The organism is Microcoleus sp. F10-B2, from assembly GCF_036704965.1.
GTDB lineage: Bacteria > Cyanobacteriota > Cyanobacteriia > Cyanobacteriales > Microcoleaceae > Microcoleus.
The window spans coordinates 22,268-46,598 of record NZ_JAUBTB010000046.1 but is presented as its reverse complement, the minus strand read 5'-3'; the positions used below and the strand labels follow the sequence as shown (position 1 = coordinate 46,598).

The following is a 24,331-nucleotide window of genomic DNA, read 5'->3' as shown; positions in this document are numbered from 1 at the left end:
TATCCTCGCGGGCTATATCCGCTACCACAAGGGGAAAAGCACCCGACTTTGGATGGGGGTTTTTACCCAATTTGTTACCTAGTTGACAGATTGATTTGATAGGAATTCACTCGATGACAGAGATGGACTGGTCTTTGGACGGCTACGACTACGAACTCCCGCCCTCGCGCATTGCCCAAAATCCCGTAGTGCCGAGGGACAGTTCTCGCTTGCTGGCTGTAGATTCTCCCAGCAGCCACCAACACCGGATTTTTAGGGATTTACCCGATTTGCTGCAACCGGGCGACTTGCTGGTACTGAACAACACCCGTGTGCTGCCAGCGAGGCTCTACGGGCACAAACCCAACGGCCCGGCTGTGGAGATATTGTTGATGGAAGAACGGCAGCACAACTGCTGGCTGGCTTTGGTGAAACCGGGGAAACGCTTAAAGTTGGGGTCACAAATTGAGTTTGACCCGATCGCCCCTGCCTGTGAGGACTCCACCACAGCTCCTTGCTGTTGCCTTCCCGATGCCACGATGCCCAATCATCGTCGTCGATTGACTGCAACAGTTATAGAGAGGGACGACGCAACAGGGGGACGGCTGCTGGAGTTTGACATCCCCACAGATGAGAATCTGGTGAAGTTTTTGGACGAATACGGCCACGTACCCCTGCCGCCCTACATCGAAAATTCCCAAGCTTCAGCGGAACAGTACCAGACTGTTTATGCCGATCGGCTTGGGGCGGTGGCGGCCCCCACAGCAGGCCTGCACTTCACCGAAGAATTGTTCAGCCGCTTGGAACAGCGGGGAATCGAAAAAACTTTTGTCACCTTACACGTCGGAGTAGGGACGTTTCGCCCGGTGGAGGTGGCAGACGTGACAGCTCACAAAATGCACGGCGAATGGGTGGAAGTACCCCCCGCCACCGTTGAAAAAATCCGGGAAACTAAAGCCAGAGGCGGGCGGATCATTGCCGTGGGTACCACAGCAGTGCGAGCTTTAGAGGGAGCCGCAGCCGCGAGCGGCGATTTTTCCTTGCAACCTTTTTGCGGCCCGACCAATTTGTTTATCTACCCTGGTTACAAGTGGCGGGTTGTAGAGGGGATGATTACCAATTTTCACTTGCCCCGCTCTACTTTGATGATGATGGTAAGTGCGATGATTGGAAGGCTTCGGCTGTTGGATTTGTACCGAGAAGCGATCGAGCAACAGTACCGCTTTTATTCCTTTGGCGATGCGATGCTGATTTTACCAACAGCAAAAAAGGATTGATCGATCGGGCATCGGGTTCGCCCTATGCCCGGTATTCCGTTTCTATTCTTCCTCCTCTTCTTCATTGCCGGGATACACGAAGCTGTTGGAACGCCCAGTCAGAACAGATTTGCCCAGAGACAGAGCTTTCTGAGCTGCCACTACAGCTTTGCGCTTCCATGTGGCCTTACGCATATTCTTCTTGGATTTGGAGGTTTTCTTCTTAGGGACTGCCATGACGCTAAATACTTTTTGCTTGCTTATATAGACAAACAAACATTCTAGCCGATTTTGCCGGCAATGCTTACTCGAAAAACGGCAACAACTGCTCGGTCAGCAATATCAAGTAGTAGGGTCCGTCAGCGATTAGCTTCTGGAAAAATAGACAAAATCCCCTAGGTAACGCACCTGCAGCAGCTAAAGTTCGTGAAAGTGGTAGATCACGACGCCAGTTACGGCATCGTTCTCGATACTCACATAACCCGTTTTGAGCATTGCCGTGAAAGCCTCTTCCACTTCGGCAAAAGTAGCGCCGGTTGCCATCACCCCTTGGGTGACAGATAATCTTCCGTTCTTGGTATAAGCCGCCTTCAGGAGTTTAACCCCTAACTGGTCTGGAGTTTGCTTGGGATATGTCGCGGCGATCGCCCCGCTGACTGGATATAGCGGTATACCTTCGCGAGATACGCCGAGTTTGCCCCTGAGACTGGCATTGCGTTCGTCCACCATGTTTGGTAGCAGCAGCAAGTCAAACAATTGCCCAAACCCAAACAAACCAAAGGTAAACAGCCACAGCAAACCCGTACCAATCTTGCCGTTGTAGAGGCGGTGGAGTCCGAAGGGGCCGAAAAAACAAGCTGCCCATAAAAGGTAACTAACACCTAAATTGCTCATTTTCTGACCGTCCTGCCTGATTATTCTAAGAATTGGAGTCCCTTTATACATTTTGTACTTTCTATCTGCTGTTTAAACAGCTTGACATGGGAATTTATTTGTGTGGTACCCTAATAAACTGACAAAAGGCAGTATTTGGTTTCCCAATACCTTGTCTGGAAGCCCATGAGTAATTTTGCGTAGCAATTCTTAACGCCAGCAACATATTTTCGCGGGCGAGAGCTTGGTAAACTGGAGGGCGTGGAAATTACAGCAGCTTAGACCGGGATTCCACACGGAGCGCCAAACGAAGCGCGCCGCCAGCCCTGGCCGGACATACACGAGCGCGATCGCCCGCAGTACCCGACAATTGAAACAAGCGAGTAGTTATAAGCAGAAATCCAATAAACATATGGTAGATTCCCTCAAAAAACCCACTTTTGAAGAACTGCGGCCGGGAGTGAAAGCCCCAGCCAAAGAAACTATTCTCACGCCGAGATTTTACACAACAGATTTTGACGAGATGGCCAAAATGGACATCTCGGTAAATGAAGCCGAACTAGAAGCAATTATCCAAGAGTTCCGCGTTGACTACAACAAAAACCACTTCGTGCGGGATGAAGAGTTCGCTCAATCTTGGGATCACATTGACGGCGAAAAACGCCAGTTGTTCATTGAGTTTCTAGAACGTTCATGCACCGCTGAGTTTTCTGGGTTTTTGCTTTACAAAGAATTGGGACGCAGGCTCAAAGACAAAAATCCAGTGCTCGCCGAGGGTTTCAACCTGATGTCGCGGGACGAAGCGCGGCACGCCGGATTCCTTAACAAAGCGCTGTCCGACTTTAATTTGTCCCTGGATTTGGGTTTCTTGACAAAGAGCCGCAGTTACACATTCTTTAAGCCGAAGTTTATTTTTTACGCGACTTACTTGTCGGAAAAAATCGGTTATTGGCGCTACATCACGATTTACCAGCACTTAAAAGCGCATCCTGAAGACCAGATTTATCCGATTTTCCGATTCTTTGAAAATTGGTGCCAGGATGAAAACCGCCACGGAGATTTCTTTGATGCGGTGATGAGAGCTCAGCCTCAGATGTTGAATGATTGGCGCGCTAAGCTTTGGTGCCGTTTCTTCTTGCTGTCAGTGTTCGCGACAATGTATCTCAATGATATCCAGCGCGCCGGTTTTTATCGATCGCTCGGTCTCGATGCTCGCGAATACGACATTGAAGTGATTAAAAAGACCAACGAAACAGCAGGCCGCGTATTCCCCGTGATGCTGGACGTGAACAACCCAGAATTTTATGAACGCCTGGATGTTTGCCTCAAGAACAATCAGCAGTTGACTGCAATTGTTGCTTCTAATACTCCGAAATTCTTGCAATTCTTCCAAAAATTGCCTTTGTATTTGTCGAACGGTTGGCAGTTGTTGAAGCTGTATTTCATGAAGACGATCGAATCACCTTCAGTTGAGGGTGCAGTCCGTTAATTTTTGATTTTTCATCCTCTGTGACGGCGGTTCTGCGACAAGCGGAGCCGCTTTTTTTTGGTATGATGTTAGATTAGTTTTCATGGGCGGGCGTGCGATCGGGTTTCAAATTCAATTAAGGAACTTTATGAAGGAGTTAATTGTGAGATGAGGAATGAGTGATATGAGTTCGGGAAGACGCAACTCTTTTGCAGACTACAAAGCAGATGGACAGAACTGGATCACCTTGACGGCCGGAGAATACTATCCCGATATATTGCAGGAGGCTTGCCAACTTTACGAACCTGTTCTAGTAATGTTTGGGCAATTACTCAGGACTTCTGAATCATCGGTGCGTCTATTTATACAGATTTCAGAGGTTCCCAGCACATGGATGCGAGTTCAACTTTTTAGGGTGTTTCGCAAGTATGTCAGCCCTGAGCTTCCCGTGGAAATGCTCAGAAGGAAAAAAAAGGCAACGGAAATTTGCAATCAGTTCGGAGTACGTTTTAGGTCTGTTCAAGAAGTTCAAGCTGCTTATATGACTCGTCCAATTCCCGATGAGGCACTGTCGGCTTTATTGTGGGAATACAAAAGTCGCGGAAAAAAGGGATACGACTTAACTGAAAGATTTTTCTCCTTATTCCGTTTACACTTTCCCTACTTGGCAATCAGAGGGCCAGAGCGAGCTGGAAAAGATATCCTGATGGGAAATGTCTTCGCCAACTATCCCAACCCGAAACGTCCTGTTGATTTTGTGATTTACGATATTAATGAAAATGACTTGCTGGCAATAGGATTGGCAAGATATGATTCAGATAGAGGCGGTGGACAAGAAGACGACCGAACAGGTGGTTATCGTAGCTGCGCTGATGAAATCCTCAGCTATACACAAAATCATAACTTAAGAACTAAAGTAATTTTCCTGAATGATGGGCCTGGTCTCTTACTCGGATCGATGTGGGATGACTACGCAAATATTGAAAATAGCTGGCAAGATAAGATTATTGTATTGACACTGCGTATGGTTCCCGATCGGATTACAGTGGAATGGCTGCGTTCTTGAAAATAGGAGTGACAATGGCTACTGGTATTTCAAAAAAACAATCGCAGGGTCAAGCTGCATCTAATTTTAGTGAAAGCCAATTAAACAATAGCTTGGATGCGTGCTTTTCCTATCCAGGAAAAGTGCCTGCAAGTGAAGTTTTAGACACTCATCAAGCTGAATGTGTAAAACTGTGGTCTAGCAATGAACAGCTAAGTCTGGCAAATGAAAACCGTCTTTACTATGGTGATAATTTACCAATTTTAGCATCTTTACTTAAAGATAGTTCAGTAAAAGGTAAAGTAAGATTAATTTATATAGATCCGCCTTTTGCAACTAAAAGTGTGTTTCAATCGCGTTCTCAGACTGCGGCTTATTCTGACTTATTAGGAGGGAACAGTTATATTGAATTTATTCGTCAGAGGTTGATACTATTGAGAGAGTTATTAGCTGATGACGGCTCAATATATGTCCATCTTGATGATAAAATGGCATTTTATATCAAGGTGATTATGGATGAAATTTTTGGTCAACGAAATTTTAGAAATTGGATTACTCGCAAAAAATGTAATCCCAAGAACTACACAAAAAAGACTTACGGCAATGTTTCAGATTTTATCCTGTTTTATAGTAAATCAGATACTTATGTCTGGAATCGTCCTGTTGAAGAATGGACAGATAAGCGCGCCAACAAAGAATATGAATATATTGAAAAGGAAACTGGACGGCGATATAAAAAGGTTCCGATTCATGCGCCGGGAGTGCGAAATGGCGAAACTGGAAAGTCTTGGCGAGGGATGAATCCGCCACCGGGAAAGCATTGGCAATTTCCACCTCAAACACTAGATGAAATGGATGCTAGAGGGGAAATATATTGGTCTGCAACAGGAAACCCCCGTCGCAAGATATATTTGGATAGCAGTAGCGGGATTCCCGTACAAGATATTTGGCTAGAGTTTCGCGATGCTCACAATCAGAATATAAAAATTACAGGTTATCCAACTGAGAAAAACCGTGATCTAGTTAGTAGAATTATTCGAGCTTCATCAAATCCTGATGATTTAGTGCTCGATTGCTTTGCCGGTTCGGGTACGACTTTGAGTGTTGCTTCGGAGTTTGGGAGGAGATGGATAGGAATTGATAATAGTTCTGAGGCGATCGCAACTACTTTACGCCGTTTTGCTAAGGGTTGCGAACGGATGGGCGATTTTGTCAGCCAGCAAACATCGCTACACCAGAATCCACCGGATGACGAGTCTCGCCAATTATCGCTTTTTAACTTAGATGAATCTCTATTTCAAGCTGAGTTTCCCTTAGCAAAAAGCGAGATGATTAATAATTTTGGTCTTTATGCAATTAATTCGTTTGCTGGGGAACTAGAAGATATTGTGAGCCAATGGATAGAATGGCAGTAGCAGCGTACAAAAAAATCACAAAAAGCATTCTGCCACATCGCAAAAATTGGCTCGACTATTACCATATAAGATTTATCAAAAATTAACCTGACTTAATATCATAACTGTTTTCCCTAAAATTTATCGCCATTCCCCCTGAAGCGTAAAAGCCGCCCAATAATAAGGAGAACGCCACTCTTCCTGCTTCCACATTTCCAGTTGTGCCGCCCTCAATGCTGCCGCTGGCGTTAACCCTTTTTGCAGCATTCCCTGATAGAAACTCGACATTAACGTAGCCGTTCCTTCATCGTCCACACTCCACAAACTCACCACCACTCGCTGAGCGCCAGCATACATAAATCCCCGTGTTAATCCTACCATCCCCTCGCCTTGAACGATCTGCCCCATTCCGGTTTGACAGGCACTTAACACTACTAAATCTGCTGCTAACTTCAGATTGAAAATATCAGTAAGTCGCAGGAATCCGTTTAAAGGATTGCCCTTTTCATCTACCAATGACAAGATGATTCCCGATAGTTCCGGGTTAGTGCTATTCGCTAAACCGTGAGTGGCAAAATGAATGATTTTATATTGGCTTAAATTGTGACTGGTTGCTGCGGCGCGGCTGGCTGCAAAATCCAAAGATTCGGTGCGAGAATTGGCAGGAACTAATGCTTGAATGATTTGAGCTTCTTGGCGAGTGAATTTTAAACGGCTCAACTGTAAGTTATTGTCGCGGCTAGAGCGGCTTAAACCGAGATTTACTGATTCTATTGCTTCCCGATTGGTGGCGGTTGACTGGTTTTTGAATCGTTCATCTTCCGGGCTAAAAACTGGATCTGCGAGCATTGCTAAAGTCCGAGTTGGGGGTTGTCTGTCATTGTAGTTTTGTCTTAAGATTCCCAAGGTGGAAGCGGAAGGCAGCAGCACAATTTCATGTTCTACTATTAAAGGCGAATTCCGATTTTTACCGGGTGTTTTGGGGATTGAGAGGGCCGCAAAGGGGAGGTAATTGAGAATGCCATCGCCAACTATCAGCAGGCGTTTTTGAGCGAGTTGTTCTGCTGCGGGCTGTAAAATAATTTGACTAAGCGTGTTGTTAGCTTCAGCAACTCGATCGGGAATTTTTCGGTAGCGCGGGTTAGTCACAGCATTGCGGAAATTGCGGGCGGCTTTTTCGATGTCGGCCCTAGGAGGCAATTCATAACTGGTGATACTGGTTTTAGTCACAGCCCACAGATAGCTGCGCTCTTTCCCTAAAGAATACTGGAGTAAAATTGTATTTTCATCGAGGATTTGTTGTTGAATCTGGGCCAGGGTTAAAGGTTGCGGTTGGGTGAGGGCGGCGTACCGGGGACTGGTGGAGCGGATTTGGGCTTGAATGTCCTGATATTCTGCTAGTAAAGTTTGGCGTTTTTGGTCTAATTCTGCTTTTTGTGCGGGGGTTGAATTGGGGCTGCTTGTAGTTTCGATTCGGCGTGTTTCTAAGGCATCAAGTTGCTGTTGTAAATTGCGTTCTTGCTGCAATAATTCCGGGGCGACACCTTGGCGAATATCGGCGTTTGCTTCTTGAAGAAGTTCGAGGAGGCTGCGGGCACGGGAACTTTCGCTGGCTTCTAAGGCTTTAATATCATAACCCGAATATGGTTGCGTTTTGTGCAGTTCCATTAACAGGTGAATGTAGAACTGGTAATAGTCTTGTACCGTGGCAAAGTATGATATGCGGAGCTCGTGGTTGGTAATTTTGGTGCGGAGGTTTTCGATGATTTTGATGGAGGTTTCAATGTCAGTGAGGGCTGCGATTAAATTGCCTCGATCGCCTTTGATATTAGCCATATTGTAGAGGGTGAGAGCTTCTCCAGGACGATCGCCCACAGCGCGAAACAGCGGCAGGGCTTGGTTGAAATATTCTTCTGCTTTCTGCTGTTTTCCCAATTCTGAGTAAGTAGTACCTGTATTGTTGAGGGTGAGGGCTTCTCCACGCCGATCGCCCGCTTTTTGTCTCAAATCGAGGGCTTGTTTGTAGTAGTCGAGGGCTGTTTGTTTTTCTCCCAAATCTGAATAGACTAAGCCAATATTGGTGAGGGTAGTTGCTTCTTTAGCCCGATCGCCCACAGCGCGGAATAAGGGAAGGGCTTGGTTGAAATACTCTTTTGCTTTCTGTTTTTCTCCCAAATCGTTGTAGGCTAAGCCGATGTTGTTGAGTGTGGTGGCTTCCGCAGTGCGATCGCCCAAAGATGTGTCGCTGTTTGCGGGTATGTTCGAGATGTTGCTGAGGTTGATACTTGCTTCAGGGCGATCGCCCATTTCCCGAATTAAGGAAAGGACTTGGTTATAGTAGTCGATGGCTTGCTGTTTCTCTCCCAAAGCATAGTAGACGGCGCCGATATTGTTGAGGATGACGGCTTGTTTAGGGCGATCGGCTACAGTCTGATTCCAAGAAAGGGCTTGCTTGTAGTAGTTCAGGGCTTGCTGTCTGTCTCCTAATCTATTAGTAATGAAGCCCATTTGATGCAGCGTGTAAGCTTCCTTCTCCCCATTTCTAAGCATTTGATAAAGCGAACGCGCTGCATCAAACTTTTGCAATGCCTCCTGGTAAGATGCGGCTGTTTCCTGAGCCAATAGTCGCTTAGCTTCCTGAAGCAATCGCTCTGCTTCATCTGTTTTTTGATTTAATCGTTGTTTGTTTTTCTGAATTAAGCGATCGGCTTCCCCATCCGGGATTGGATTTCTACTGAGATCGAGGGTTGTCAGATTTACCAATCCCGCTAAAGGTTTGGCATCTGCGATTTGATTGCTACTGAGGTCTAGGGCTGTCAGATTTGTCAATCCCGCTAAAGGTTTGACATCTGCGATTTGATTTGATGCGAGGAAAAGCAGTATCAGATTTGTCAATCCCGATAAGGGTTTCACATCTGCGATTTTATTCCCACTCAAATAAAGAAAATTTAACTCAGTCATTCTCGATAAAGGTGTCACATCTACAATTTGATTAGATGCGAGGGACAGCCCTGTTAGATTAGTCAATCCCGCTAAAGGTTTTACATCTGCGATTTGATTGGCTTCGAGGAAAAGTTGTGTCAGATTAGTCAGTCCCGATAATGGTTTCACGTCTGAGATTTGATTGAAATTGAGGACGAGAAATCTCAGATTAGTCAGTCCCGATAAGGGTTGCACATCAGTTATTTGATTTAAACTGAGGTTGAGCTTTCTCAGATTGGTGAATTTTGATAATGGTTTGATATCGACTATTTGATTGCGAATTAGGGAAAGTTCTGTGAGATTAGTCAGGGTTTGTTGAGCGCGATCGCACTCTTGTGTTTTTGCTTTTGATAGCAACACCTCCACCGTATGTCTGGCTTCAGGGGTCAAATTCTCTTTGTTGGTACAGAAATCAGCAAAACTTTCAAATGTCTGGGGATTTGGCGCGGCGGCAGAGCCCATCAGGATAGTCGCACCTACAGCTAACCCCCAAGGCCCCCAAATCGAAAGTATGGGATTCATAAGCACTCGCTCAAAAAATACCTAATTAGCTGCTATCATAATCTATCGCACCTTGTGATGCACCCTTTTCCTTCCTGCTTGCCAATTAGATCGGGAGCATTTGGTGAAACAATAGTCGCTACTGCTTCTCGCTGCACTCTCCAAGCATTATTAGAAACCGGGTTTAAGAAACTGGGTTTTTCCCAAAAAACTGGTTTATTATCAAAAATTCGGTTTCTGCACAAGTCCTATTTTACGTTACTCTCAAATTAGGAATTTTTAATTAGCGATCGCCCTCAAATTTAGTATCTATTATTTGCTGCTGTTTTATGAAAATCAAGAAAAAACAATTTAACAAATCGAATGTTATTTTTTCCCTAGCAATGCTCGGTGTCTTCCTCCTATCCTTAACTCTCCGCTTTTGGGAACTAGAGCGATTTAACAATTTAGTATTTGACGAGGTTTATTACGCTAAATTTGCCAACAATTATCTCACAAAAACTCCTTTTTTCAACGCTCACCCACCTCTGAGCCAGTACATAATTGCGATCGGCATTTGGATCGGCACTCACCTTCCCTTCGGACAAACAGCCGTCAACACTAAGGCTGGCTCCCTGCTTTCCCCTTGGGATTACCGCTGGCTGAATGCTCTCACAGGTTCCTTTATTCCCCTAGTTGTGGGATCACTAGCTTATCAGCTAGTTCGGCGCCACACCTTTGCTTTTATTGCTGCTTTATTTATCGCTTGCGACGGTTTGTTTTTAGTGGAGTCTCGCTACGCGCTGAACAACATTTATCTAGTTTTATTTGGAATTTTAGGTCAGTTATTTATTTTAAAAGCCGTAGAAGCAGAAGGCAAAAAACGCTGGCTTTGGCTGGTATTCGCCGGAATAGGCTTCGGCGCATCTGCAGCTATCAAATGGAACGGATTGTGGTTTCTTTTCGGGACTTACCTAATTTTAATCTGTGCTTGGGCAGTTCGTTTAATCCAGGGGAACAGAAGAAATGAAGAACAAAGCCGCGAGGTAGATTCACCTCTAATTCCTGCCGAAAGTCCCGTACAAAAACTGACTAAACTCAATTTTATAGAACTCTCCTTAAGTCTAGCTATTATTCCTATTCTAGTTTACAGCATCTCTTGGATTCCTCACCTGCACTTTAATCCAACTCCCAATTTCTGGCAGATGCAAACGGAAATTTTGACTTATCACCAGCGGATTAAAAGCGGCCCAGATGTACATCCTTACTGTTCCGCGTGGTACAGTTGGCCGTTGATGCTGCGCCCGATAGTTTACTTCTTCAAAAAAGCTAGCAACAATGCCCAACCAGATCCGGAGTTGCCGCCTTTACCTGAAGGTGCAACTCAGGCAATCTTTGACGTTCACGCAATGGGAAATCCATTGCTTTGGTGGCTGTCAACCTTAGCTTTACTGCTAGTAATAGGAGTTTTAGTTCACCGGGTTTTGGTGTGGCTGCAAACGCGCAGCGAGGCTTCTGTTGACACGATAGAACAGCAGCAGCCGATTTTGTTTCCGCCGACTGCCCAAATGTGGCTGGCGTTATATTTAATAGTTAATTGGGCCGCTAATTTGCTGCCTTGGGTGAAGGTGACTCGCTGCATATTTCTGTACCATTATATGGGCTGTTCTGTGTTTGCAGCTTTAGCACTTGCTTGGTGGGTTGACAGGTGGCTGCACAGCCCTCAAACTCGACTCCGAGGGATGGGGGTAACAATTATTTTTCTAGTTTTGGGTGCTTTTATTTTCTGGATGCCTATCTATTTGGGACTGCCTTTATCGCAAATAGAATGGCAAATTAGGATGTGGCTGCCGTCTTGGGTTTAAGTTAGATAAGACTTACGCACAGACTTTACTTGTAGGGTGCGCAGTGCGCACCTTACGACTTCGAGCAAGTAGATTACTTGGCGGTGAGATAAGATAGCATTATTTTTGATAGAGTGCTCTATAAACTGGTTCGCCCCGTTTCAGAGTGGCAATTTCTCTTTCAGTAGCCACAGGCAGGGGATTTTCTGCTAGCCAATTATCGCCGTTTAGACGTTTAAAACTGGGGTGAGATGAAAAGCGATCGCACATTTCCCTTTCTACTTCCTCAATATCAGATTGAATAAAGACTTCGCCGCCAATTGCCAGATAAATTGCCAATTCGTTGACTAATTCCTGCTGCACCACCCGCCGTTTATGGTGCTTTTTCTTGAACCACGGATCGGGAAATTGAATGCTAACTCGTTGCAAAATACCTGCGGGTAAAGTTTCTAAAATTGGTTTCAGAGAACTATTCGCATTGCAAAACAAATAGTGCAAATTTGTCAAGCCTTTTTCGTCCCGCCAAAGATTCGCCTCCTCTACCAGCGGTTCCCGAATTTCTAATCCGAGAAAATTCCAGTCTGTTTGGATTTGCGCCATGTGCCACAAAAACCGTCCTCTGCCGCAGCCGATATCTAAATGCAGCGGTAAATTTAAGTCCGCATAGATTTTAGTCCAATCCGGGGGACTTGCAGATGCTTGATATCTAATTGATAGGGGATTGACGTGTTCCCGCACTCTTACTCTTGCCAATTTTGCTGTCTCCTGAATGTAATTTTTAACCGCTGATGAAGGCAGATTAACGTGGATTAACGCAGATAAATATTGATTTTTCCGATGTTGTTCAATACTTTTTAATTAATGAGCAATCTTAAATTGCACAGGGACAATTTAAAATTGCTCATTATTGCATTATGCCTCTGGTTCAATGCCTGCTGCTCTTAATTGTGCAGCTAGTCGATCGGCTCGCTGCCTTTCCCTTTCTACCATCTCTGCTCCCCACAATAACATCTCTCCGCTTTCATCCCACCAGCGCAACCAATATCCGGTTCTTTCGGCCTTTGTTCCCTGCCAAACCCCCAGAAACAACCCAACTCCTGCGATCCAATAACGGCCGTTTAAATCTGGTGGTTGTACTTCATACTTTCCTGATGAATCCAACTGGTAGACTTCTAACACTCCAGCGGCTGGCTCAAAAAGTGCATAGATTGGAACTCGCAATACTTGTCCGTAAAAAAACCATTTTCCAGGCGGATAAGTTTGTTTACTAGAATATTCATCGTTGGGACTAGCTGACAAAAATTCCATCACGATCGCCGGAATGTCTCCTTCTAAGTTGGGAGTGTAACTGCGGCGAATTTCTTGACTAGAAAGCGGTTGTACGTTGCGGGCATAAAACCAATCTGGAGCTTTGATAACTAGCTTGCCGTTTAATGTAGCGCAAATTCCCATGTTTGGGGCAACTAATATTCCTGTTAAAATTAGCCCTGCGATTTCTAAGATTTCGCGCAAGGCGGCGGCTAGCAAGGGTTGGTCTATATTTTCCACAGGTTCCTCGTCTAAAATGAAATCGTCTGGCAATTTTTCCCAGGTAATTTTTAAGTCGGCTGTACTGACTGTCATTGTATTTCACCTCTCAATGAGATTACTGGAGCGCGACTCGCAATACTTCGCGATGAAAGAGCGATCGCTCTACTATAAATTTTATCCTGTCTGGCGATAAGGCGTCGCCGTTAGCATAGTGTTCGATCCAGGTTTTGCTGATTAAATAAGGATCGTCTGGCAATTCCGATAATAAGTATCCAGGCATTTCTAGCTCTTCCATTAACTGGCTGACTTTGGGATCGTAGCTGAGGGCAAAACAGCGGCATTCTTCGGATGCTGCCATAATTAAACTGTGGTAGCGCATCCCGATCGCCATTTCGACTCCCCGGAATACTCCTTTCAATTTTCTCGGATCGTCTAAGCTGAGGATGCGGCTCCTTTTGGGCAGGGCTTCGTGCAAATGTTTGGCAATTTCTAAGTCGTGAGACGCTTGAAAAGGCAGCAGTAAAATCAAGGTGCGAGTTGCTTTTTGAAAGTCAACTAAAGCTTGAGTTAAGATTGACAAACGGGCGGGAGTTAGTGTAGAATGAGAACGCAAACAAACAGCAACTCTCGGCGCAGGTAAATCCCACAAACCCGACACGGGGGAATTCTCCAAAGCCCACACGGGATCTGGCGCTAAAGTAAAGGGAATTTGCCAATCTGCAAGTAAAGTAGCTGAACCTTTATCCCGGACGCTGACGGCGGTGCATCCAGCAAAACAGCGCTGAGATAACTTGCGAGTGATTTCGCGCTTCAAAGGGCCAATTCCCTGGGCCCAGGCAACAGTTTTTAAGCCCATTCGCTGCGCTATTCCCATCAAACCACCATAATAGAAAGGGCTCGCAATGCTAGTAGCGTCTTGGATTAAACTGCCGCCGCCCCAGATTAGGGCGTCGGAGGTGCGGAGTGCTTCGAGAACTTGAAACGCATTCATGCGATCGCGCGCAGCTACCCCGTACCGTTGATTTGTCTCGACAGGATTGCCAGACAGGACGATCGGCGTCACGCCATCTGGTAACATTTGCAGTAGCGATGCCAACAGCGCCTCGTCGCCGCCGTTGCCTTTACCGTAATAGCCGCACAAAATTGCTCGCATTTCTACTCTTTTCTTTGTTTGTAATGGGGAATCTAACGATTTTAGATTTTAGGTTTTTTTGATATTTGAGATTTGAAATTTGATGCTACTACCAAAAAAATGCTACTGTCATCAAGCTTCAAGGCTTTACGTCATCATTCAGCTCAAATCGCAAATCTAATAAAATCTCGAATCGCTAATCTAAAATTGTATGACCAGCCCAAAAACAGGTACAAGCCCCGACTTAAGTCGTGGATGCTCCTAAAATTTTAGACCAAAGCTCAAGCTCCAAGATTCATCTGTGGAGTAAATCTAAAATCTCAAATCTCAAATCTCAAATCGACTGACTCATCATACTTTATATGACAGTTGCCTAAGTCCCGATCGATAAATCTTCCATCTTCGTTATCGATAAATCTTCCATCTTCGTTCAGAATACAAAAAATGCACGTTTTGTCAATTCCCACCTGGATTATTCACGTCTCTAGCGTCGTCGAGTGGATTGCCGCCATCTGGTTAATTTGGACTTACGGCGAAGTCACTCAAAACCGAGCTTGGTGGGCCCTTTCCGCCGCAATGCTGCCCGCTCTCGTCAGCGCTATGTGTGCCTGTACGTGGCACTATTTTGACAACTCTCCCGCCCTAGAATGGATCGTTACCCTGCAAGCGGCGATGACTCTCTTCGGCAATTTTACTTTATGGGCGGCGGCTTGGTGGATTTGGCGATCGGCTCAGCCAGCAGAGAAAATTAAAGATTAAAAAAGGGAGAAACTAAGTGAAAAATAGCACTATTTGGATAAAATTTGTCGCAAGTTTGCTGTTGTTGACAGCCGGATTTTTGCTTCCCAGCAAAGCCAGCAACATTCCCGTACAAGTCGCCCAACAGCCTAACTGCAAAAATCCTCAAACCACGCTAGAGATGAATGTCTGTTCCAGTCAAGAGTTTGAGGCTGCCGACAAAAAGCTCAATCAAGTCTATCAGCAACTGCAAGCAAAAATCAGCAGTAGACAAAAGCAGAGATTGACGGTGGCACAGCGTACTTGGATAAAATTTCGAGATGAAAATTGTGATTATGCAAAAGGGCAGTTTGAAGGCGGTAGTTTGGCTGCTTCTACCTACGGTTATTGCAGGGCAAGAGTGACGCAAGAACGGATTAAAGATTTGGAAGGTTATTTGAAACAAGCAAATTTGTAAAAGTTCGATCGCGATCGAGAATAATTTACCCATTCAATCATCAATACCGCGACAACCTCATCTTTTGCACTTTTAGAAGCCCCAGCTCAAACCAGCTCAAGATTGATATAAAGCTTTGTTTTTTATTTTACGCTTTGACACGCCGATGGTGTAAAATCTAAATTCTCAAATCTTATATTTTAAATCCCTATGTCCTTCGTTGGTTTGCACATTCACAGCGATTATAGCTTACTAGATGGGGCTTCTCAGCTACAACAGCTCGCAGAACGGGCGGTGGAATTGGGGATGCCCGCGATCGCCCTTACAGACCACGGGGTGATGTACGGGGCGATCGAGCTAATCAAAGTTTGCCGAAATAAAAATATCAAGCCGATTATTGGCAATGAAATGTATGTCGTCAACGGCGACATTGAAGTAAAAGTTAGAGGTAGAAGAAAATACCATCAAGTTGTTTTAGCTAAAAATACCCAAGGTTATAAAAACCTCGTCAAACTCACCACAATTTCCCATTTAAAGGGAATGCCAGAAAGAGGTATTTTTGCCAGACCCTGCATCAACAAAGAACTGCTAAAACAATACTCCGAAGGTTTAATTGTCACCAGTGCTTGTTTGGGCGGCGAAGTTCCCCAAATGATTCTGCAAAACAAGCTAGATGCTGCCCGTGAAGTAGCCACATGGTATAAAGAAGTATTTGGGGAAGATTACTATATAGAAATTCAAGACCACGGTTCCCCGGAAGACCGGATTGTTAATGTTGAAATCGTCAAAATTGCCCGCGAACTCAAGATTAAAATAATTGCCACCAATGATTCTCACTATATTTCCTGCAACGACGTAGAAGCACACGATGCTTTGCTGTGCATTAACACCAACAAACTGATTGAAGAAGACAAGCGGATGCGCTACAGCGGTACTGAATATCTTAAGTCTGCAGAGGAGATGGCGCAACTGTTTCGAGACCATTTGGACGATGAAACAATCAAAGAGGCGATCGACACCACTTTAGAAGTAGCAAATAAAGTATCGAGATACGAGCTCACAGGAGAAGTTCGAATTCCCACAATTCCAATTCCCCCAGAACATACAGCCGATACTTATGTAGAAGAAATATCCTGGCTGGGACTGTTAGAACGCCTCAAAGCCCGCACCAGAAATGAAATCCCCCCCGTCTACAAACAAAGACTAGAATACGAACTGAAAATGCTTCAGCAGATGGGATTTTCGGAATACTTTTTAGTAGTTTGGGACTACATAAAATATGCTAGAGACAACGATATTCCAGTAGGGCCAGGACGCGGTTCTGCCGCAGGTTCTCTAGTTGCCTATGTCCTCAAAATCACCAATATAGACCCCGTACACCACGGACTACTATTCGAGCGATTTCTCAATCCCGAACGGAAATCTATGCCAGATATTGATAGCGATTTCTGCATAGAAAGGCGGGACGACATGATTAAATACGTTACGGAAAAATATGGTAGCGACCGCGTAGCGCAAATTATTACTTTCAACAGAATGACATCAAAAGCTGTTTTGAAAGATGTTGCCAGAGTGTTAGGTATTCCCTACAAGAAAGCAGACGAAATGGCAAAATTAATTCCCGTGTCCAGGGGAAAACCGGAAAAACTTAAAGTGATGATTTCCGATGACACACCTGCACAGGAATTTAAAGAAAACTATGAAAAGACAATTTGCATTAATGAAGAAACAGGGACAGAAGTCCCCGTTCGTCAGTGGATTGACATGGCAATTCGCATTGAAGGAACCAACAAGACCTATGGAGTTCACGCGGCAGGTGTAGTAATTTCTTCAGAGCCGTTGGATGAAATTGTACCGCTGCAAAAGAATAATGATGGCGCTGTAATTACCCAATATTTCATGGAAGATTTGGAATTTTTGGGGTTGCTGAAAATGGACTTTTTGGGATTAAAAAATTTAACAACGCTCCAGAAAACTGTTGATTATATTAAGCAAACCCAAAATCAAATAGTCGATCCAGAAATGCTACCTTCGGATATAGAGCGCAGAGCTCAAGAAACTTTTGGCAGAATCAAAAAGTTACCCGATGATGTAGATAAAACTTATAGACTTTTAGAAAGAGGAGATTTAGAAGGTATTTTTCAGCTAGAATCATCTGGAATGCTGGATGTAGTGAAAAAACTCAAACCTTCCTGTCTGGATGATATTTCTTCTATTTTGGCACTTTACCGACCTGGGCCGCTGGATGCAGGTTTGATTCCTCAGTTTATTGACTGCAAGCACGGTAAAACAGTTGAGTACGATCATCCGCTATTAGAACCGATTTTAAAAGAGACTTACGGAACGCTTTGCTTTCAAGAGCAAATTATGCGGATGGCTCAAGATTTGGCGGGCTATTCTTTGGGTCAAGCTGACTTGCTGCGGCGCGCAATGGGCAAGAAGAAAGCTGATGAAATGCAGAAGCAAAAAGAAACGTTTATCGACGGTGCAACTAAGAATGGAGTCAGTCAAAGAATTGCTGAAAAGTTGTTCGCGCAGATGCTGCAATTTGCGGAATATTGCTTGAGCTATGACACGAAGATATTGACGGTGGAATATGGGCCGATGGCTATTGGCAAAATCGTTGAGGAAAAAATTGAATGTACTGTTTATAGTGTTGATAGCAACGGTTATATTTATACACAGTCAATTGCACAGTGGCATCGCCGGGGGCAGCAGGAGGTCTTTGAGTATTGTCTGGAAGATGGCTCGATAATTCGCGCCACAAAAGATCACAAGTTTATGACTGTTGGCGGTCAAATGCTGCCCATTGACGAAATCTTTGAACAAGGATTAGACTTAAAACAAATCAACTCTAGCTCAGATATATAAAATGTATCTCGACTACAGGCAGCTAAAATCGGAACACAAGGAACAAATCATTTCTGCTTTTAATCAGGGCATGGAGTGTCGAGACATTCCTAACTACCTTGGTGTGAGCGAGAGAGCAGTTTTAAGGGTTTTAAAAGAAGCGGACATTAATACTAAGCGGCGAAACCGCTATACTTTAAATGAGAGCTATTTTGATGTAATTGACTCTCAAGTTAAAGCTTATTTATTAGGATTGATAGCTGCTGATGGCTGCGTTACTCAAACTAATTATGTAGCTTTTGAATCTATTGACAAAGAACTCACAGAAATGCTCAGCATAGAGCTACAATACTCTGGTGAGATTAGAATTGTTCAGCCTCAAAATTATGCTCCTCACTACCGAATAAATTTTTCTTCAGAAAAGCTGGCAAGCTCTTTACAGGGCTACGGCATCATAACAGGAAGAACTTTTTCAGAAGTTACCTATTTCCCTAACTTAAAATATTTAGGGTCTTATGTGTTAGGCTATTTTGACGGTGACGGTTGTGCTTATGCAAACAAAGGTAGAAGTGGCGGTTTAGTCTGCATTGTTGGTTCCTTTGAATTTGCCCGCGAACTAGCAATGCACCTAGGGATGGGTTCTGTACAAGAGCATCAATTAAAAAAAGTTTATTATTGGAGAATCTTTAGTCGAAAAAATATACAAGCATTCTATGATTTTGTGTATCAGTATCCTCGATTGGGGTTGCAACGAAATAAAACTAAAATAGAGGCTATTCTCAGGAGTTACAAACATGGTTAAAATTATTAGTCGAAAATCACTAGGAACTCAAGAAGTCTATGACATTGGCGTTGAACGAGAACATAACTTTATCCTAGAAAATAGTTTGGTGGCATCTAACTGTTTTAATAAATCCCATTCAATGGCCTATGCCTATATCACTTATCAAACGGCCTATTTAAAGGCGAATTATCCTCTAGAATACATGGCTGCACTGCTGACTGCTAACAGGGGCGATCAGGATAAAGTACAGAAATATATTGCCAATTGTCTCAAGCTGGGTATTGAGGTTGAGCCGCCGGATATTAATAGCTCTGAACTTACTTTTACACCGCTTCCCAAACAGATGACTGGCTCCGCAAAAGATAAAATTTTGTTTGGGATTTCGGCGGTGAAAAATGTGGGAGAAGCGGCAATTGAAAATATTTTGGCGGCGCGGCAGGAAGGTGGTAAGTTTAAATCGCTGGCTGATTTGTGCGATCGCGTAAATCTCCATTCTGTGAACCGCCGCGCTCTAGAAGCTTTAATTCAATGCGGTGCTTTTGATAAAATTGAAAACAACCGTCATCAATTAGTAAACGACCTCGAAGGGGTGATTAAATGGGCCCAAGAGCGCAAAAGAGACCGAGAAAGCGGCCAAGGTAATCTTTTTGACTTGTTAGGTGCGAATAGCTTTGGCAAGTCAGTCAATACCTATGAGTCGGCACCGAAATCTAAATTAGTAAAAGATTATGAAAAACAGGATAAATTGCGTTTAGAAAAAGAACTGCTTGGCTTTTATGTATCAGAACATCCCCTAAAGTTTCTCATGCAAGTAAACGAAGACCCCGATGTGGTGACTCTCGAACAGTTAGCAGAGAAAAAGGGTAAAGTATCAGTTATTGTCATGCTCAGCGCTATCAAAATGGTAGTGACTAAAAAAGGCGATGCGATGGCAATTTTGCAATTAGAAGATTTGACAGCTCAAATAAAAGCTGTGGTGTTCCCCAAGGCTTACGAACAAGTGAAACCTTACATTCTAGAGAATGCGATCTTACTGATTAGTGGAAAAATTGAGAAAGATGGGGAGGAAATTCAGATAATTGTAGACACTGCCAAGCCGGTTGAAACAGTACAGGTTGCAGAGGAAATCGAGAGGGCGGAACCGGAAATAAACAACCCTTGGCCGGCGGAACCAGTCAACGTTGTACGATCGACAAAACCTGTGGAAGTTTTAGAAATGGTGATTGTCAAGCTTACACCGCAGCAAGTACAAGACGGGAAAAAACTTAATTCTCTCAAAGCGATTTTACAAGAACTTTCCAATCGTGGAGAAGGTGCTAGCGTTTCTGTGGGGGGAATTGTTGTCGGTGAATATTCCTGTCAACCGCTTCGTATTAGCCCTCAATTGTGGGTGCAAGATGGCGAGGGAACTGTTAGCCGTCTCAAGTCGGCTGGATTTGATGCTTTGGTTTTTCCTCTAGGCAATCGCGGGGATGCTGCGGTGTTTCGAGAAATGCGATCGCAACTTAATGTACATTCTTGGGCCAGTCGCTTACTTGACACTAACACCGATCGCCTTCACCAGTATGTCACTTATCTCGCCCAACTAAACAGACGCCCGCCAAATTAACACTTCGCCGCCATCCCCACCGGTGACTAAAGTTTGACCGTCAGGACTAAAAGCCACCGGATTGTACCCAGCAAGAGAGCACAAACATTCTCCTGTTTCCAGGTTCCAGAGTTTCACCGTACCGTCTCGACTGCCGCTAGCCATAGTTTCGCGATCTGGACTAATCGCCACCGAAATCACCGCATCAGAATGCCCCCTCAAAGTATTAATCAATTCCCCTGTATCGGCATTCCACAGTTTAACAGTAGCGTCGGCACTTCCACTGACAATCATCTTGCCGTCTTGACTAAATGCGATCGCATAAACCCAATCTGAATGACCGACAAAAGTCCGTATACTCTCCCCAATACCTACAAGCCACATCTTGATAGTTTTGTCAGCACTCCCGCTGGCAAGCATCATACTTTGAGGCCGAAAACTAACAGATAAAACCTTGTCAGAATGTCCCGACAGTTTTTGAACCAATGCTCCGTTGCGCTGGTTCCACAATTTAATACTCTGGTCCCCGCTAGCACTCGCGATCGCTCCAGAGTCGCAACTAAAAGCCACCGAGTACACGGAGCCGTATCGGTGACTGTACGGCGAACCAAAATCGCTGTAAAATTCGCGAATCATCGCCTTTTTATCCAGCTTCCACTCAATAACTTTTCTGTCAAAACTGCCGCTAACCATCATTCTCCCGTCTGGGCTGATTGCCACAGCATCAACCGTTGCGGAATGGCCGAAAAAAGTATGGATGAATTCACCTGTTTGCAGATCCCACAGCTTAATTGTTTTATCGTCGCTGGCGGTAGCGAGAATATTACCTTGAGGATTAATAACCACAGCATTAACCGGGGCTGAATGACCGTGGAGAATGCGATCGCACCGCCAGTTATTAGACGGCAATAATGTCGGATTGTTAGCGGATGGTACAACATGAATCTTCTGGGGCGGCGCGGTCGAGACGGCGGTTGCTGTATTGGGCTGCGAGTTAGTTACTGGCGAATTAATAGCTATTTTAGTTGGCGAATTATAACTGATTTGAGAGCGGGGATATTGCCCAAAATTTACCAAGTCTTGCAACACTTCAGCAGCGGATTGATATCGCTCTCGTACCGAATCTTTGAGCAATTTGTTCAAAATAGTTGCTAATTTTTGGCTGACTTTTATGCCTTTTTGCGCCAAGTGCGATCGCCAAATCCATTTGCATTCCAAAGCATCGAACAAATCCTTCAATACCGCCCCAGTTAGCAGGTGAATGCAGGTGACACCCAAACTGTAAAGGTCGCTCGCCGGATACGCCTTGCCGCTGCGAATTTGTTCGATGGGCGCATAGCCAGCAGTTCCAGTTATCGTCCCAGTTTGCGCCTCAGAAAGGCCGGTAATGTGCTTAGCAACTCCAAAATCTACTAGCACAAACTGACCCCCCCTGGCTTTCCCCTGTACAGCAGGAGATTCAGCGACAATTATCCCTTTCATACCACCAGAAGATTGAGGTAAATTTACCCCTCCTTTTTCTTTACCAGGAGTTGAGGTGCCATATCCCGCTGCTGCCCACAAAGTTTGGGGAGTTCTCCGCACAATATTTTCCGGCTTAATATCCCGATGAATCACCTGCTGCTCGTGAACAAATTGCAAAACAGGCAACAAATTGATCAACAATTCCCAAATCTGTTCCTCGCTAAAAGCTCCCCGCTGCTGCAACTCCTGAAACAAATTATTTCCCTCGATTAACTCTTCCACAAGATACAGACGTTTGGCTTGTTCAAAAGAAGCCAGCAAACTTGGAATCTGCGGGTGCTCTCCGAGTTCGTGCAGTCGGTGAGCTTCTTGTTTGAACAGTGCAGTTGCCTTTTCTAATTCGGCCTTTTCTTGAACTTGGGGGAAAAATTGTTTGATGGCGCAGCGAGTTTTCAACCTATCTTCATCGACAGCTAAAAAAGTTCTGCCAAATGTTCCTTCACCGATAGGTTGAATGGCGCGGTAACGCTCTTTCAGTAGCAATTTAGAGCCGCACGCCAGACAAAAATTGGTTGAGTCAGCATTCTGCGGCTTTTGGCAATGGGGATTGAGGCAATAGCTCATCTTTTTTCCGGCCTGGAGATTCCCACCACAGCTAAACTTAGCAACATGGTAGTCTGTTTCCACTCACGTCCAGAGCACCATTCTCGATAATACCTGAGAAACTGGCTTTCTTAACCCAAAATCTCGGATCTCAGGTTGATCCCGTGGCAAGAAACCAAGGTGACGACACTAGAAGTGCTTGATGTGAGTTTCCATATATTGTAATGCTTTCCTAAAATTTGGCAGGTTGGCCGATCGCAAACTGGTATGTCAACCGTTAACTGTTAACTACGGCTATTCTGGAGCATTTATGCGGAGAGTAAATATCAAACTGAGACGATCCCGGCTATTCTCCCCCATCTAAAAGACACCCTTGCTCCTCGCCGCCCTTCTGTGAGGATGCTTTGGCTTTAATCACCGCTTCTCTAAAGCCTAAAACTAATAAAATATTGGCAAGTGTTAAGAATAGTTCCGCAGAACCGTGCAGCCAATCGACATTTGCCAGTGACTCGTTGTAGGCAACTTTTGCGTAAATTGCGGCGGGAATCGTCACCGCTACAAAAACGAGAGTCCCGTAAAACCCCATCAGAGCTAAACGGGGTGTTTTTCCCGATCGAGTCAAAAACCAGAGAAATCCCAAGTAGGGAAAGAGAGACAGAACAAATAAAGTTTCTTTGGAAATCATTAGTAATTGGTGAGCGACCAGATACTATGATAAATTAAAAGCTCAAAAATTAGTGTGAATAATTTTTAACTTTAAATGTTGAGTTTTTAATATTTAATTAGACAGATGCACCCGTTTCTATCGAACCGCTATAGAATCACCCAAGACCATAGCTCTTAACCCAAGCCGCAGCAGGTCGGCATTATTCAAAACCCCTCACCCACGCGGAGACAAAACCCGTAACTTTTCCCCTAACACCGTTTTTAACATAACACATTTTTAACCGTGCCAGTCTGTTAATTTTCCCTCACTCCCAAGCTACCCAGCAATTAGAAATAGAGACGGTTCCAAAGTTTTTTGTCTGCTAGGCATCAAGCAAGCATCGTTCAAAACCTCTAAATCCAAGCCGTTATTTCTATCTGCTGCCCTAATTTCCTTGAGTTTAGCATCAAAATCAAAACACGGCCCGCAATCCCAAACTTTGAGTTCCAACCGTCCGTTAAACACCCTAATTTCGAGTTGCAAAGGAGTTTCTACTGGCAGATTTTTGTGAGCGTGGCGAACTGCATTAGTGAAACCTTCAGCCAACGCCAACTGAAACTTACACCAAACCTCATTGGGGAGCGATAAATCTTTCAACTGCTCAAACCACAACAAAACTTTAGTTAAAGCATTGACATCTGTATTGACTTGCAGGCTAATGTGTTGAACACAACTTTCATGCAGCTCTTCTTGCTGCTGTGTTTCAGTCTGCCAATCCCAGGTGTTTAATAAATTCATTAACCCCTCTAAAACGCTAGCCTTTTTTATATTTTGGGATCGATTGCGACCTTCTACTTCATAAGTTTTGCTCAGCGACAAACAGTTTCGACCGTCGAAAGTCCGGGTGTAACTGAGCTCGTCTGCAATCTGCCACATGAGTTTGATCCCCCTGCCACCTTCTGCAAGTTGATCTATGCTGTTCGACATCTATTTTCCTCGTCTGAAAGTATTAGCTGTACCCTATTTTCTCACCCGCCGAGACATTTGGTATTTTTTTTATACTTGCTTGCTCGGTATTATTTCGGGGATCACACGAAAATGGTATCTTTTTTAGAGAAGGCAGCGCATCAGCAATATGTCTTAAGAGTCTAAGCTAATTGGCTTATTTACCGATCGCCTGTACGGAGAACGATCGCCCTCGGCAGCAAAATCCAACTGCATCGATTACAAATACTTATC

Annotated in this window: 19 protein-coding genes; 10 read left to right on the top strand and 9 right to left on the bottom strand. The window is 44.5% G+C overall.

The window, feature by feature from the left end; genetic code table 11:
• The first annotated feature begins 113 nt into the window (after positions 1-113).
• Positions 114-1,256: a tRNA preQ1(34) S-adenosylmethionine ribosyltransferase-isomerase QueA gene (gene queA, locus QUA99_RS18740; RefSeq protein WP_333239694.1), complete on the top strand. Its 1,143-nt coding sequence runs from the start codon at positions 114-116 to the stop codon at positions 1,254-1,256.
• A 42-nt stretch (positions 1,257-1,298) separates the two neighbouring features.
• Here the strand turns inward: queA and rpmF are convergent, their stop codons facing one another.
• Together rpmF and QUA99_RS18730 are read right to left on the bottom strand one after the other, a co-directional pair.
• Positions 1,299-1,472, bottom strand: coding sequence for a 50S ribosomal protein L32 (rpmF, locus tag QUA99_RS18735; RefSeq protein WP_006632406.1), 174 nt, complete (start codon positions 1,470-1,472; stop codon positions 1,299-1,301).
• A gap of 180 nt (positions 1,473-1,652) precedes the next feature.
• Positions 1,653-2,129: a TM2 domain-containing protein gene (locus QUA99_RS18730; RefSeq protein ID WP_333239696.1), complete on the bottom strand. Its 477-nt coding sequence runs from the start codon at positions 2,127-2,129 to the stop codon at positions 1,653-1,655.
• Between the two features lie 391 nt (positions 2,130-2,520).
• Here QUA99_RS18730 and acsF point away from each other — a divergent pair, with 391 nt between their 5' ends.
• The 3 genes from acsF to QUA99_RS18715 all read left to right on the top strand — a co-directional run bounded on the left by acsF (position 2,521) and on the right by QUA99_RS18715 (position 6,036).
• A complete protein-coding gene (acsF, locus tag QUA99_RS18725) occupies positions 2,521-3,597 on the top strand; it encodes a magnesium-protoporphyrin IX monomethyl ester (oxidative) cyclase (protein ID WP_333239697.1) in 1,077 nt (358 codons plus the stop codon).
• 154 nt (positions 3,598-3,751) lie between these two features.
• Positions 3,752-4,642 carry a hypothetical protein gene (locus QUA99_RS18720; RefSeq protein WP_333239699.1) on the top strand — a complete coding sequence of 297 codons (891 nt, stop codon included), beginning with the start codon at positions 3,752-3,754 and terminating at the stop codon, positions 4,640-4,642.
• Positions 4,643-4,656: 14 nt separating this feature from the next.
• Positions 4,657-6,036: a site-specific DNA-methyltransferase gene (locus tag QUA99_RS18715; RefSeq protein ID WP_333239701.1), complete on the top strand. Its 1,380-nt coding sequence runs from the start codon at positions 4,657-4,659 to the stop codon at positions 6,034-6,036.
• A 120-nt stretch (positions 6,037-6,156) separates the two neighbouring features.
• Here QUA99_RS18715 and QUA99_RS18710 read toward each other — a convergent pair whose 3' ends face one another.
• Positions 6,157-9,519, bottom strand: a complete 3,363-nt coding sequence (locus tag QUA99_RS18710; RefSeq protein WP_333239703.1) for a CHAT domain-containing protein — start codon at positions 9,517-9,519, stop codon at positions 6,157-6,159.
• 308 nt (positions 9,520-9,827) lie between these two features.
• On the opposite strand from QUA99_RS18710, the gene QUA99_RS18705 reads away from it, so the two are divergent.
• A complete protein-coding gene (locus QUA99_RS18705; RefSeq protein WP_333239705.1) occupies positions 9,828-11,342 on the top strand; it encodes a phospholipid carrier-dependent glycosyltransferase in 1,515 nt (504 codons plus the stop codon).
• A 99-nt stretch (positions 11,343-11,441) separates the two neighbouring features.
• Here QUA99_RS18705 and trmB read toward each other — a convergent pair whose 3' ends face one another.
• From trmB to csaB, 3 genes are all read right to left on the bottom strand, one after another.
• Positions 11,442-12,074 carry a tRNA (guanosine(46)-N7)-methyltransferase TrmB gene (trmB, locus tag QUA99_RS18700; RefSeq protein WP_333239707.1) on the bottom strand — a complete coding sequence of 211 codons (633 nt, stop codon included), beginning with the start codon at positions 12,072-12,074 and terminating at the stop codon, positions 11,442-11,444.
• 159 nt (positions 12,075-12,233) lie between these two features.
• Positions 12,234-12,944, bottom strand: coding sequence for a Uma2 family endonuclease (locus QUA99_RS18695; protein ID WP_333239709.1), 711 nt, complete (start codon positions 12,942-12,944; stop codon positions 12,234-12,236).
• 22 nt (positions 12,945-12,966) lie between these two features.
• On the bottom strand, positions 12,967-14,004 hold the full coding sequence (gene csaB, locus QUA99_RS18690) for a polysaccharide pyruvyl transferase CsaB (protein WP_333239711.1): 1,038 nt from the start codon (positions 14,002-14,004) through the stop codon (positions 12,967-12,969).
• 423 nt (positions 14,005-14,427) lie between these two features.
• Between csaB and QUA99_RS18685 the strand changes: the two genes are divergently transcribed.
• The 5 genes from QUA99_RS18685 to QUA99_RS18665 all read left to right on the top strand — a co-directional run bounded on the left by QUA99_RS18685 (position 14,428) and on the right by QUA99_RS18665 (position 20,400).
• Complete coding sequence (locus QUA99_RS18685) at positions 14,428-14,742, top strand: DUF2499 domain-containing protein (RefSeq protein WP_333239713.1); 315 nt, start codon at positions 14,428-14,430, stop codon at positions 14,740-14,742.
• A 16-nt stretch (positions 14,743-14,758) separates the two neighbouring features.
• Positions 14,759-15,178: a lysozyme inhibitor LprI family protein gene (locus QUA99_RS18680; RefSeq protein WP_333239714.1), complete on the top strand. Its 420-nt coding sequence runs from the start codon at positions 14,759-14,761 to the stop codon at positions 15,176-15,178.
• 189 nt (positions 15,179-15,367) lie between these two features.
• Entirely contained in the window at positions 15,368-18,028 is a 2,661-nt protein-coding gene (locus tag QUA99_RS18675) for a DNA polymerase III subunit alpha (RefSeq protein ID WP_333239716.1), read from the top strand.
• Between the two features lies 1 nt (position 18,029).
• A complete protein-coding gene (locus QUA99_RS18670; RefSeq protein ID WP_333239718.1) occupies positions 18,030-18,809 on the top strand; it encodes an LAGLIDADG family homing endonuclease in 780 nt (259 codons plus the stop codon).
• Entirely contained in the window at positions 18,802-20,400 is a 1,599-nt protein-coding gene (locus tag QUA99_RS18665; RefSeq protein ID WP_333239720.1) for a helix-hairpin-helix domain-containing protein, read from the top strand. The genes QUA99_RS18670 and QUA99_RS18665 overlap by 8 nt, the downstream gene beginning before the upstream one ends.
• Here QUA99_RS18665 and QUA99_RS18660 read toward each other — a convergent pair.
• The 3 genes from QUA99_RS18660 to QUA99_RS18650 form a co-directional block, all read right to left on the bottom strand.
• Complete coding sequence (locus tag QUA99_RS18660; protein WP_333239722.1) at positions 20,377-22,467, bottom strand: serine/threonine-protein kinase; 2,091 nt, start codon at positions 22,465-22,467, stop codon at positions 20,377-20,379. The two genes, QUA99_RS18665 and QUA99_RS18660, sit on opposite strands and share 24 nt — an antisense overlap.
• A 325-nt stretch (positions 22,468-22,792) precedes the next feature.
• On the bottom strand, positions 22,793-23,131 hold the full coding sequence (locus QUA99_RS18655; protein WP_333239724.1) for a DUF3593 domain-containing protein: 339 nt from the start codon (positions 23,129-23,131) through the stop codon (positions 22,793-22,795).
• Positions 23,132-23,428: 297 nt separating this feature from the next.
• Positions 23,429-24,079: an ATP-binding protein gene (locus QUA99_RS18650; protein WP_333239726.1), complete on the bottom strand. Its 651-nt coding sequence runs from the start codon at positions 24,077-24,079 to the stop codon at positions 23,429-23,431.
• Positions 24,080-24,331 lie beyond the last annotated feature (252 nt).

What these genes read in the sequence shown, in the direction of transcription:
- rpmF (WP_006632406.1), bottom strand. Translation starts at nt 1,472, where the DNA reads ATGGCAGTCCCTAAGAAGAAAACCTCCAAATCCAAGAAGAATATGCGT.
- csaB (WP_333239711.1), bottom strand. Translation starts at nt 14,004, where the DNA reads ATGCGAGCAATTTTGTGCGGCTATTACGGTAAAGGCAACGGCGGCGAC.
- acsF (WP_333239697.1), top strand. Translation starts at nt 2,521, where the DNA reads ATGGTAGATTCCCTCAAAAAACCCACTTTTGAAGAACTGCGGCCGGGA.
- QUA99_RS18660 (WP_333239722.1), bottom strand. Translation starts at nt 22,467, where the DNA reads ATGAGCTATTGCCTCAATCCCCATTGCCAAAAGCCGCAGAATGCTGAC.
- QUA99_RS18705 (WP_333239705.1), top strand. Translation starts at nt 9,828, where the DNA reads ATGAAAATCAAGAAAAAACAATTTAACAAATCGAATGTTATTTTTTCC.
- QUA99_RS18655 (WP_333239724.1), bottom strand. Translation starts at nt 23,131, where the DNA reads ATGATTTCCAAAGAAACTTTATTTGTTCTGTCTCTCTTTCCCTACTTG.
- QUA99_RS18675 (WP_333239716.1), top strand. Translation starts at nt 15,368, where the DNA reads ATGTCCTTCGTTGGTTTGCACATTCACAGCGATTATAGCTTACTAGAT.
- queA (WP_333239694.1), top strand. Translation starts at nt 114, where the DNA reads ATGACAGAGATGGACTGGTCTTTGGACGGCTACGACTACGAACTCCCG.
- QUA99_RS18665 (WP_333239720.1), top strand. Translation starts at nt 18,802, where the DNA reads ATGGTTAAAATTATTAGTCGAAAATCACTAGGAACTCAAGAAGTCTAT.
- QUA99_RS18710 (WP_333239703.1), bottom strand. Translation starts at nt 9,519, where the DNA reads ATGAATCCCATACTTTCGATTTGGGGGCCTTGGGGGTTAGCTGTAGGT.
- QUA99_RS18720 (WP_333239699.1), top strand. Translation starts at nt 3,752, where the DNA reads ATGAGTGATATGAGTTCGGGAAGACGCAACTCTTTTGCAGACTACAAA.
- QUA99_RS18730 (WP_333239696.1), bottom strand. Translation starts at nt 2,129, where the DNA reads ATGAGCAATTTAGGTGTTAGTTACCTTTTATGGGCAGCTTGTTTTTTC.
- QUA99_RS18670 (WP_333239718.1), top strand. Translation starts at nt 18,030, where the DNA reads ATGTATCTCGACTACAGGCAGCTAAAATCGGAACACAAGGAACAAATC.
- QUA99_RS18650 (WP_333239726.1), bottom strand. Translation starts at nt 24,079, where the DNA reads ATGTCGAACAGCATAGATCAACTTGCAGAAGGTGGCAGGGGGATCAAA.
- QUA99_RS18695 (WP_333239709.1), bottom strand. Translation starts at nt 12,944, where the DNA reads ATGACAGTCAGTACAGCCGACTTAAAAATTACCTGGGAAAAATTGCCA.
- QUA99_RS18685 (WP_333239713.1), top strand. Translation starts at nt 14,428, where the DNA reads ATGCACGTTTTGTCAATTCCCACCTGGATTATTCACGTCTCTAGCGTC.
- QUA99_RS18715 (WP_333239701.1), top strand. Translation starts at nt 4,657, where the DNA reads ATGGCTACTGGTATTTCAAAAAAACAATCGCAGGGTCAAGCTGCATCT.